The 12,046-nt window shown below is 38.3% G+C and carries 6 protein-coding genes; all 6 read left to right on the top strand.

From position 1 onward, the window contains the following. Positions 1–12: 12 nt before the first annotated feature. The 6 genes from rplA to LQ227_RS03350 all read left to right on the top strand — a co-directional run bounded on the left by rplA (position 13) and on the right by LQ227_RS03350 (position 11,904). Positions 13–711 (top strand): 50S ribosomal protein L1, encoded by a 699-nt coding sequence (rplA, locus tag LQ227_RS03375; protein WP_029279316.1) that lies wholly within the window; start codon positions 13–15, stop codon positions 709–711. A 2-nt stretch (positions 712–713) separates the two neighbouring features. After that, positions 714–1,235, top strand: a complete 522-nt coding sequence (rplJ, locus tag LQ227_RS03370) for a 50S ribosomal protein L10 (protein WP_057932472.1) — start codon at positions 714–716, stop codon at positions 1,233–1,235. Positions 1,236–1,299: 64 nt separating this feature from the next. Continuing rightward, the gene (rplL, locus tag LQ227_RS03365) at positions 1,300–1,677 is read left to right on the top strand and encodes a 50S ribosomal protein L7/L12 (protein ID WP_029279312.1); all 378 of its coding nucleotides are present in this window, start codon (positions 1,300–1,302) and stop codon (positions 1,675–1,677) included. Between the two features lie 157 nt (positions 1,678–1,834). Further along, a complete protein-coding gene (gene rpoB / locus LQ227_RS03360) occupies positions 1,835–5,638 on the top strand; it encodes a DNA-directed RNA polymerase subunit beta (protein ID WP_029279311.1) in 3,804 nt (1,267 codons plus the stop codon). A gap of 87 nt (positions 5,639–5,725) precedes the next feature. Continuing rightward, positions 5,726–10,012, top strand: coding sequence for a DNA-directed RNA polymerase subunit beta' (gene rpoC, locus LQ227_RS03355; protein WP_057932470.1), 4,287 nt, complete (start codon positions 5,726–5,728; stop codon positions 10,010–10,012). A gap of 158 nt (positions 10,013–10,170) precedes the next feature. After that, the gene (locus tag LQ227_RS03350; protein ID WP_230148232.1) at positions 10,171–11,904 is read left to right on the top strand and encodes a DUF4091 domain-containing protein; all 1,734 of its coding nucleotides are present in this window, start codon (positions 10,171–10,173) and stop codon (positions 11,902–11,904) included. The last annotated feature ends 142 nt before the right edge of the window (positions 11,905–12,046 follow it).

The raw sequence follows: 12,046 nt of genomic DNA, 5'->3' as shown, positions 1-12,046 counted from the left end.
CAGTTTACAACAGTGGCGAAATTAACTAAAAATCAAAAAAAGGCACACGCTAAAATAGAAGCTGGTAAAGCTTATACTTTACAGGCTGCTGCTGCTTTGGTAAAAGAAATCACTACCACTAAATTTGACGCATCAGTTGATATTGATGTATCTTTAGGTGTAGATCCGCGTAAAGCGAATCAAATGGTACGTGGTATTGCTACTTTACCACACGGTACAGGTAAAACTGTACGTGTTTTAGCTCTAGTAACTCCTGATAAGGAAGAAGAAGCGAAAGCAGCTGGCGCAGACTTCGTAGGTTTAGACGAATATGTGGCTAAAATTGAAGGTGGTTGGACCGATGTAGACATTATTATCACAACACCAGCTTGTATGGCAAAAGTAGGTAAATTAGGCCGCGTTTTAGGTCCAAGGAACTTAATGCCAAATCCAAAATCTGGTACAGTAACTAACGAAGTTGGTAAAGCTGTAACAGAGGTTAAAGCAGGTAAGATTGATTTTAAAGTAGACAAAAGCGGTATTATACACGCTTCAATAGGGAAAGTATCATTCCCAGCAGATAAAATTTATGAGAATGCACTTGAAATCATTCAGGTAATTTCAAAATTAAAACCATCTGCTGCTAAAGGAACTTATTTTAAAAGCATTCACGTGTCTTCTACAATGAGTCCTGGAATTGCAATTGAAACAAAATCAGTAGCGGGGATTTAATCATGAACAGAGAAGAAAAAAACGAAGTAGTTTTAGAACTACAAGGACAAATGCAAGAGTATGGCAATTTCTATATTGCTGATACATCTAGCCTTTCTGTTGAGCAGATTAACAACATCCGCCGCAAATGTTTCGAAGGTGATATCATCATGAAAGTTGCTAAAAACTCTTTAATCCGCAAAGCGATTGAAGGTTTAGATGGCGATGCTTCTGAGATATACGAAGCCCTTAAAGGTTCATCATCATTATTATTCTCAAAAACAGCAAACGCTCCGGCGAAGTTGATTAAAACTTTGAGAAGAACATCTGATAAACCAGTGCTTAAAGCAGCATATATAGATTCATCAGTATACGTTGGCGATGACCAATTGAATAACTTGGTAAGCTTAAAATCGAGAGAAGAGCTTATTGGCGATATCATTGGATTATTACAATCACCAGCTAAGAATGTTATATCTGCGCTTAAATCAAGCGGAGGCAAAATTGCAGGAATTGTTAAAACTCTACAAGAAAGAGAAGGTTAACGAACACCTTAAGTTCGCAATTAAACAAAATTATTTTTACGTAAATTTTTAAAATCTTAATAAAATGGCAGATTTAAAATCGTTTGCTGAGCAATTAGTAAACTTAACAGTTAAAGAAGTTAACGAATTAGCTCAAATCTTAAAAGACGAGTATGGTATCGAGCCTGCAGCTGCTGCTGTAGTTGCTGGTCCTGCTGCTGGTGGTGATGCACCTGCTGCTGCTGCAGAAAAAACATCATTTGATGTTATCTTAAAAGAAGCTGGTGGCGCTAAATTAGCAGTTGTAAAACTTGTTAAAGACTTAACTGGCCTTGGTTTGAAAGAAGCAAAAGACTTAGTTGACGGAGCACCAAAAGAATTAAAAGCTGGTGTTACTAAAGACGAAGCAGAAGCTCTTAAAAAACAATTAGAAGAAGCTGGAGCAGTAGTTGAGATTAAGTAATCACTTAACTTAGCTAAGCTAAAAATGTATTAGACACCGACTGAAAATGTCGGTGTCTTTACCTGTTTATAAACATCTCATTTTGTTTGGTTAATGAGAATGGTTGAAACTGAAACCAAACAAATAGTTTATTCTTAAACTAAAATCTTTTAGTCCATTGGCAAAGACAGTCGAACAAAGAGTAAATTTTGCAACTAGTAAGCACATTATAGACTATCCGGATTTTCTGGATGTGCAATTGCAATCATTCAGAGAATTTTTCCAGATAGATACCACATCAGACGATCGCTCTAGCGAAGGTTTGTTTAAAGTGTTTGCTGAAAACTTTCCAATAACAGATTCAAGAAATATCTTCGTATTGGAGTTTCTTGATTATTTTGTTGATCCGCCACGTTACGATATACATGAGTGTATTGAGCGTGGATTAACCTACAATGTTCCATTAAAAGCAAAGCTGAAGCTTTCTTGTAATGATGTAGAACATGAAGATTTTGAAACCATTATCCAGGATGTGTACTTAGGTACAATCCCGTATATGACACCAAAAGGTACGTTTGTTATCAACGGTGCAGAACGTGTTATCGTTTCGCAATTACACCGTTCTCCAGGAGTGTTCTTCGGTCAAAGCCGTCACACAAATGGAACCAAATTGTATTCTGCACGTGTAATTCCTTTCAAAGGTTCATGGATCGAGTTCGCTACAGACGTTAATAACGTAATGTATGCTTATATCGATCGTAAGAAAAAATTCCCGGTTACCACTTTATTACGTGCTATCGGTTACGATTCTGATAAAGACATCTTGGAACTTTTTGATCTTGCTGACGAAGTAAAAGTTAGTAAATCTGGTTTGAAGAAATATATCGGTCGTAAACTGGCAGCAAGGGTATTGAAAAAATGGGTTGAAGATTTTGTAGATGAAGATACAGGTGAGGTAGTTTCTATCGACCGTAATGAAGTGATTCTTGAAAGAGAAACCGTTTTAGAAGACGAACACATTGATATGGTTATCGAAGCAGGCGTAAAAAGCATCATCTTGTCTAAAGAAGATGGCGCAAGTCAGGCTGATTATACCATTATATATAATACATTACAGAAAGATACATCAAACTCAGAAAAAGAAGCTGTAGAAAACATCTATCGTGCTTTGCGTAACGCAGAACCACCTGATGAGGAAACAGCCCGTGGTATCATTGATCGTTTATTCTTTTCAGATAAACGTTACGATTTAGGAGATGTTGGTCGTTACCGCATCAACCGTAAATTAAAAATGAATACCCCTGATGAGGTTAAAGTATTAACAAAAGCAGATATTATTGCAATTGTGAAATACCTGATCAAATTGATCAACTCAAAAGAAGAGGTAGATGATATCGATCACTTGTCTAACCGTCGTGTACGTACGGTAGGTGAGCAATTGTACGCACAATTTGGTGTTGGTTTAGCCCGTATGGCCAGAACAATCCGTGAGCGTATGAATATTCGCGATAACGAGGTGTTTACACCAACTGATTTGATTAACGCCCGTACGTTATCATCGGTTATCAACTCGTTCTTTGGTACTAACCAGTTATCTCAGTTCATGGATCAAACGAATCCATTGGCAGAGATCACACACAAACGCCGTTTATCGGCTTTAGGCCCAGGTGGTTTATCACGTGAGCGTGCCGGTTTCGAGGTACGTGACGTTCACTATACGCACTATGGTCGTTTATGTACTATTGAAACACCAGAGGGACCAAACATTGGTTTGATTTCATCACTTTGTGTGCATGCAAAAATCAATAATTTAGGTTTCATTGAAACACCATACAAACGTGTTGAAGATGGTAAAGTAGTTGTAGATTCAGACGTTATTTATTTATCTGCAGAAGATGAAGATGGTAAAACCATCGCTCAGGCCAATGCAGAGTATGATGATAAAGGTAATTTTACCACACCACGTGTTAAAGCGCGTTATGAGGGTGACTTCCCGATTATTGAGCCTGAGAAATTAGACTTAATGGACGTTGCGCCTAACCAGATTACTTCAATCGCTGCTTCGTTGATCCCGTTCTTAGAACATGATGATGCGAACAGGGCGTTGATGGGATCGAACATGCAACGCCAGGCCGTACCATTGTTACGTCCTGAAGCACCAATTGTAGGTACAGGTTTAGAAGGTCGCGTTGCACGTGACTCAAGAACTTTGATCAATGCAGAAGGTGACGGTGTTGTAGAGTATGTTGATGCTAACGAAATCACCATTAAATATGAGCGTAACGAAGATGATCGTTTAGTTTCATTTGAAGGTGATAGCAAAACTTACCGTTTAATTAAATTCAAAAAAACCAACCAGAATACTTGTATCAACTTAAAACCAATCGTTAAGAAAGGTCAGAAAGTTACTAAAGGACAAGTACTTTGCGAAGGTTATGCAACTGAGAATGGTGAATTGGCATTGGGTAGAAACTTGAAAGTGGCATTCATGCCTTGGCAAGGTTTCAACTTTGAGGATGCGATTGTAATCAACGAGCGTATTGTTCGTGATGACGTTTTCACTTCATTGCATATTGAAGAGTTTGAATTAGAAGTACGTGATACTAAACGTGGAGAAGAGGAATTAACACCAGATATCCCGAACGTTTCCGAAGAGGCTACTAAAGACCTTGATGAAAACGGTATTATCCGTATTGGTGCTGATGTAAAAGAAGGTGATATTTTAATTGGTAAGATTACGCCAAAAGGAGAATCAGATCCTTCACCGGAAGAGAAATTACTACGTGCAATTTTTGGTGATAAAGCAGGTGATGTTAAAGATGCGTCTTTAAAAACTCCTCCTTCGATCCAAGGTGTGGTAATTGATACCAAATTATTCAGCCGTGCTAAGAAAACTACAAAAGCTGAGGAAAAATCGGCAATTGAGAAATTAGACAAAGGATATAACAATATCACTGAGAAATTAAAAGCAGAATTAGTTGACAAATTATTCACCATCGTAAATGGAAAAACATCTCAAGGTGTATTTAACATTTACAAAGAATTATTAGTTGCTAAAGGCGCTAAATTTACTCAGAAAATTTTAGCTGAGCTTGATTATAATCACATTAGCCCTAACAAATGGACTACTGATGATGATAAAAACGAGATGATTAAAATGTTGCTTCACAATTACGGTATCCGTGTTAACGAAGAACTTGGTGCTTACAAACGCGATAAATTCGCGATCAGTGTAGGTGATGAGCTTCCTTCAGGAATCGTACAGATGGCAAAAGTTTATGTAGCTAAAAAACGTAAATTAAAAGTAGGTGATAAAATGGCGGGTCGCCACGGTAACAAAGGTATTGTTGCGCGTATTGTACGTGATGAAGATATGCCTTTCTTAGCTGATGGTACTCCGGTTGATATCGTGTTGAACCCACTGGGTGTACCTTCACGTATGAACCTTGGTCAGATCTACGAAACCGTATTGGCATGGGCCGGTAAAGAATTGGGTGTTAAATTTGCAACTCCGATTTTTGATGGTGCTACGCACGATGAGGTGGAAGAATGGATCGCTAAAGCAGGAGTTCCTGCTTCAGGAAAAACCTACTTATACAATGGTTTAACAGGTGAGCGTTTCGATCAGACTACAACTGTAGGTATTATCTACATGTTGAAATTAGGTCACATGGTTGATGATAAGATGCACGCCCGTTCAATCGGACCATACTCATTAATTACACAACAACCATTGGGTGGTAAAGCCCAATTCGGTGGTCAGCGTTTTGGTGAGATGGAGGTTTGGGCATTAGAGGCATTCGGTGCAGCTAATATTCTTCAGGAGATCTTAACCGTTAAATCGGATGATGTAATCGGAAGAGCGAAAACTTACGAAGCCATTGTTAAAGGTGAGAACCTACCAACACCAGGTGTACCAGAATCGTTCAACGTATTGGTACATGAGTTACGCGGATTAGGTTTAGATATTACGTTAGACTAAGTATTAAGTATAAAGTATCGAGTATCAAGAAGGTTAATTCAATCTCGATACTTGATATTAAGTACTTGCTACTAAAAACAAAAAGATATGTCTTACAAAAAGGATAATAAATTAAAAAGCAATTTCACATCAATCACGATTAGCTTATCGTCTCCAGAAATTATTTTGGAACGTTCAAGCGGTGAGGTGTTGAAACCAGAAACCATTAACTACCGTACTTACAAACCTGAGCGTGATGGTTTGTTCTGTGAGCGTATTTTTGGTCCGGTAAAAGATTACGAATGTCATTGCGGTAAATACAAACGTATCCGTTATAAAGGTATTGTTTGCGATCGTTGTGGTGTTGAAGTAACGGAGAAAAAAGTACGCCGTGAACGTATGGGACACATTGCTTTAGTGGTTCCTGTTGCGCACATCTGGTACTTCCGCTCTTTACCAAACAAAATCGGTTATTTATTAGGTTTACCTACTAAAAAATTAGATTTAATTATCTATTACGAGCGTTACGTAGTTATTCAATCAGGCTTAATGGCTGAAGAAGGTATCAACTATATGGACTTCTTAACGGAAGAAGAATATTTAGATATCTTAGATAAATTACCTAAAGAAAACCAATACTTAGACGATAAAGATCCTAATAAATTCATCGCCAAAATGGGTGCTGAAGCATTAGAAGATTTATTAAAACGTATTGATTTAGATACTTTATCTTATGATTTACGTCACCAGGCAGCTAACGAAACTTCTCAGCAACGTAAAAATGAGGCTTTAAAACGTCTTCAGGTTGTTGAAGCTTTCCGTGGAGCTAATACACGTATCGAGAATCGCCCTGAGTGGATGATTGTTAAAATCGTTCCGGTTATTCCACCAGAATTACGTCCGTTAGTGCCATTAGAAGGTGGCCGTTTCGCTACTTCCGATTTAAATGATTTATACCGTCGTGTAATTATCCGTAACAACCGTTTAAAACGTTTGATCGAGATTAAAGCACCAGAGGTAATTTTACGTAACGAGAAACGTATGTTGCAGGAAGCTGTAGATTCGTTATTCGATAACTCACGTAAAGTTAACGCGGTAAAAACTGAAGGTAACCGTGCTTTGAAATCACTTTCAGATATCTTGAAAGGTAAACAAGGTCGTTTCCGTCAGAATTTATTAGGTAAACGTGTGGATTATTCAGCTCGTTCGGTAATTGTTGTAGGGCCTAGCCTTAAATTACACGAGTGCGGTATTCCGAAAGATATGGCTGCTGAGCTTTACAAACCATTCATTATTCGTAAGATGATTGAGCGTGGTGTAGTAAAAACAGTTAAATCTGCTAAGAAAATCGTTGATAGAAAAGATCCATTAGTTTGGGATATTTTAGAAAATGTATTAAAAGGTCACCCGGTGTTATTAAACCGTGCACCTACGCTACACAGACTAGGTATTCAGGCTTTCCAGCCAAAATTAATTGAAGGAAAAGCAATCCAGTTACACCCGCTAGTTTGTACTGCGTTCAACGCCGATTTTGATGGTGACCAGATGGCTGTCCACCTACCTTTAGGTAATGCAGCAATTTTGGAAGCCCAAGTATTAATGTTGGCCGCACACAACATCTTAAACCCTGCAAACGGTACGCCAATTACAGTACCATCACAGGATATGGTTTTGGGTCTTTATTATATTACTAAAGGCCGTAGAACAGATGAAACCAGAGTTGTAAAAGGACAGGATTCGAATTTCTATTCTCCGGAAGAAGTTATCATTGCTTATAACGAGAAAGAATTAGACTTGCATGCATTTATCAAAGTAAGGGTAAATGTTAAACAAGCCGACGGTTCTATCGTTAATAAATTAACTGAAACCACTGTAGGTAGGGTATTGTTCAACCAAATGGTTCCTGAAGAAGTTGGTTATATCAATGAATTATTAACCAAAAAATCTTTAAGAGATATTATTGGTGAAGTAGTGAAAATGACTGGTATGGCCCGTGCTTCACAATTCTTAGATGATATCAAAGAGTTGGGATTCCGTATGGCATTCCAGGGAGGTTTATCGTTCAACTTACAAGACGTAAACATTCCGGTAGAAAAACATACTTTATTAGAACAGGCAGCAGCTGAAGTTGAAGAGGTAAGAAACAACTATAACATGGGTTTCATTACCAACAACGAACGTTACAACCAGATTATCGATATCTGGACCCGTATCAACAACAGGTTAACTACATTCGTTATGACTCAGTTATCGTCAGATAACCAAGGTTTTAACTCGGTTTACATGATGCTTGATTCAGGTGCACGTGGATCTAAAGAGCAGATTCGTCAGCTTTGCGGAATGCGTGGTTTGATGGCAAAACCTCAAAAATCAGGTTCAGGTGGCGATATCATCGAAAACCCGATCTTATCAAACTTTAAAGAAGGTTTATCGGTATTAGAGTACTTTATCTCTACTCACGGTGCACGTAAAGGTTTGGCAGATACGGCGTTAAAAACGGCGGATGCGGGTTACTTAACCCGTCGTTTACATGATGTGGCGCAGGATATGATTGTTAACGATAACGATTGTGGTACTTTAAGAGGTATGTATACTACCGCTTTAAAAGATCAGGAAGATATCGTTGAGCCTTTGTACGACAGGATTTTAGGCCGTACTTCACTACATGATGTGTACAATCCATTGGATAACACTTTATTAGTGGGTGCTGGAGAAGATATTAACGAAGATGTAGCTAAATTGATCGAAGAATCTCCACTAGAAGGTATCGAGATCCGTTCAGTATTAACTTGCGAATCTAAACGTGGTGTTTGTGCATTATGTTATGGCCGTAACTTAGCATCTGGTAAACGCGTTCAAAGAGGTGAGGCAGTTGGTGTAATTGCAGCACAGTCTATCGGTGAGCCGGGTACACAGTTAACACTTCGTACTTTCCACGTGGGTGGTACTGCATCAAACATTGCTGCAGAATCTAACATCGTAGCTAAGTTTGATGGTGTAATCGAATTCGAAAATATCCGTACTGTAGATACACAAACAGAAGAAGGAACAGTTCAGGTGGTATTAGGTCGTTCAGGTGAGTTCAAAATTGTTGAGCCAGGAACCGGACGTATCATTGTAACCAACAACATTCCTTACGGTGCATTCTTATTCGTAAAAGAAGGTGATAAACTTTCTAAAGGTGATAAAATCTGTTCGTGGGATCCGTACAACGCGGTTATTCTATCAGAATTTGCCGGTAAAGCACAATTTGATGCCATTATTGAAGGTGTAACCTTCCGTGAAGAATCAGATGAGCAAACTGGTCACCGTGAAAAAGTAATTATCGATACACGTGATAAAACTAAAAACCCTTCAGTTCAGATCGTTGATAAGAAAGGTGAATTCATTAAAGGTTATAACATTCCGGTAGGTGCCCACGTTTCAGTTGATGAAGGTGAAACTATCCAAACTGGTCAGATTATCGCTAAGATTCCTCGTGCAACTGGTAAAACCCGAGATATTACAGGTGGTTTACCTCGTGTAACGGAATTATTTGAAGCGCGTAACCCATCTAACCCAGCTGTAGTAACTGAGATTGATGGTGTGGTAACTTTAGGTGGCGTTAAACGTGGTAACCGTGAAATCACAATCGAATCGAAAGATGGTGAAGTTAAAAAATACCTGGTTCCATTGTCGAAACACATCCTTGTTCAGGATAACGACTTTGTAAAAGCAGGTATGCCTTTGTCAGATGGTTCAATTTCTCCTGCCGATATCTTATCAATTAAAGGCCCTGCAGCGGTTCAAGAATACCTGGTAAATGGTATTCAAGAGGTTTACCGTTTACAAGGTGTGAAAATTAACGATAAGCACTTCGAGGTAATTGTTCACCAGATGATGCAGAAAGTTCACATTGAGGATCCAGGTGATACTATTTTCTTAGAAAACAATGCTGTTGACCGTTGGGATTTTGCTGACGAGAATGATGCGATGTACGACAAGAAAGTGGTTGAAGATGCAGGTGATTCTACAGATTTCAAACCAGGTCAGATTGTTTCATTACGTAGATTAAGAGACGAAAATTCTCAATTGAAACGTAAAGATTTAAAACAGATCACGGTTAGGGATGCAAGACCAGCAACTGCAAGTTCTATCTTACAAGGTATTACACGTGCATCATTAGGTACTAAATCGTTCATTTCTGCGGCTTCGTTCCAGGAAACTACGAAAGTATTAAATGAGGCAGCTATTGCAGGTAAACGCGATAATATGTTAGGCTTGAAAGAAAACGTGATCGTTGGTCACTTAATCCCTTCAGGTACTGGTGTACGTGGTTACGAAAGAATCATCGTTGGTTCGCAAGAAGAATACGATAAATTATTAGCTTCGAAACAAGAAGAAGTAGAAGCTTAGATTTTAATAGTAATTTTAAGCCCTCTGAATTTTTATTCAGAGGGCTTTTTTGTTTATGAAAGAATCTATCCATTTTGTTACAGTCCGTCAAACGTTTGCGTAGCGGCACCTTCTTAATCACTTAATCTTATTTTGTTAGGTTTGATTAACTTAGGTTTATGAAGTTTTTATCTGTGATATTAATCATGGGCTTGGGTTTAACAAGCGCAGCTCAGGATGTTAGTCTGGCCTTACAAAAAGCAAAATTGCCAGATAGCGAAGCTATAAATAAGGAGTGGAATAATGCCTCTGAAGGTTTAAATGTTAGTTTTGCTAATAGTAACCTCAGGTTTGCAAAAGAGGTACCTCCAGCCATTTCAATTCAAAATACATGGAATACTGCTGCCTGGAAAGGAGAAAAAGTACATACCCAGCTGTTGCTTTGGACAAAAGCTAAGCATACCAACATCAGTATTCAGGTTTCTGATCTCAAAGATCAACAAGGTAATAGCATAAAAAAAGAAAACATTACTTCAGGTATAATTAGATATGTAATTACCGACGAGTTTAGAGATGGCTGTGGCTACCGTAAAGCTGCAGATTTTGATTCATCGTATGTAGCAGACCTGATCGATACCAAACTTAATACGATCGGCATTAATGCTAAAAATACACAACCAGTTTGGTTAAGTATAAAAGTTCCTGTGAATGTAAAAGCCGGAAGTTACGCTGGAACAGTCAAAATTAAAGGGGAGAAGGAATACAATTTGCGCATTAAAATCAAGGTACTCGATAAAACTTTGCCACCTCCAAGTGAGTGGAAATATGATTTAGATTTATGGCAGCATCCCGCTGCTATTGCCCGGGCACATAATGTAAAATTATGGAGCGACGAACATTTTGTATTAATGAAACCATATTATACAATGTTGGCCAATGCCGGACAGAAAACCATTACAGCAAGTATTGTAAACGAACCCTGGGGGCATCAAACCTACGATGATTATCCAAGTTTAATCAAATGGATAAAGAAAAAAGATGGCAGTTGGCTTTACGATTATAGCCTATTTGATAGATACATTGCTTTTGTAATGACCACTGGCATAAATCAACGTATTAATTGCTATAGTATGGTGCCGTGGAAAATTGCTTTTACCTATTGGGATGAAAGTACACAGAAAGAAGCTGTTTTTACAGAAGCCATCGGTACTCCTGGTTACGATGCTTTTTGGAAGAACATGCTGACCGATTTCACCAAACATTTAAAAGCTAAGAACTGGTTCGAGAAGACTTATATCGCTATGGATGAGCGCCCGATGAAAGCTATGCAGGCTGTAATTAAACTATTAAAAAGTGTTGATCCGAAATGGAAACTCGCTTTAGCTGGTGAATACCATCAAGAAATCGAAAAAGATATCGATAATTATTGTATTGCTTCAAAATGGGAATTTCCGGCTGATGTGTTGCAAAAACGTAACGAGCAAGGTAAAACCAGTACCTGGTATACTTGCTGTACCGAACCTTACCCAAATGCATTCAGTTTCTCTTCGCCTGCAGAACAGGTATGGATGGGTTGGTATACCGCCAATAAAAACATGGATGGTTATTTGCGTTGGGCTTATAACAGCTGGACCAAAAATCCTTTAACCGATACGCGTTTTACAGCATGGCCCGCTGGCGATACTTATCAGGTTTATCCTGGACCATTAACATCGGTCAGGTTTGAAAAATTGATTGAAGGTGGACAGGATTTCGAGAAAATTAAACAGCTGCAGGCACTTTATGCCAAAAACAAGAATACAGCAGCACTAGAGGAATTGAATAAAGCTTTAGAAAATTTCAACTTAAAATCTTTATCAACGGTTACTGCTGATGAAATTTTAAAACGCGTAAAACCGCTGCTAAACAAATAATAGATGAAGCCAAATGCTTTTTTGTAGGGTTGATGATCTGCTTGGTGTATTGTGAATTCCGGCAAAATATATACCAGTAAAAGCAATGGTTATTGCAGGTAATAAAAAAGCATTGGCTATTTCGGAGTTAGATTTTTTAGAA

The sequence above is a fragment of the Pedobacter sp. Bi27 genome (assembly GCF_918698255.1).
GTDB lineage: Bacteria > Bacteroidota > Bacteroidia > Sphingobacteriales > Sphingobacteriaceae > Pedobacter.
This window is presented reverse-complemented; position numbering and strand designations above follow the sequence as displayed.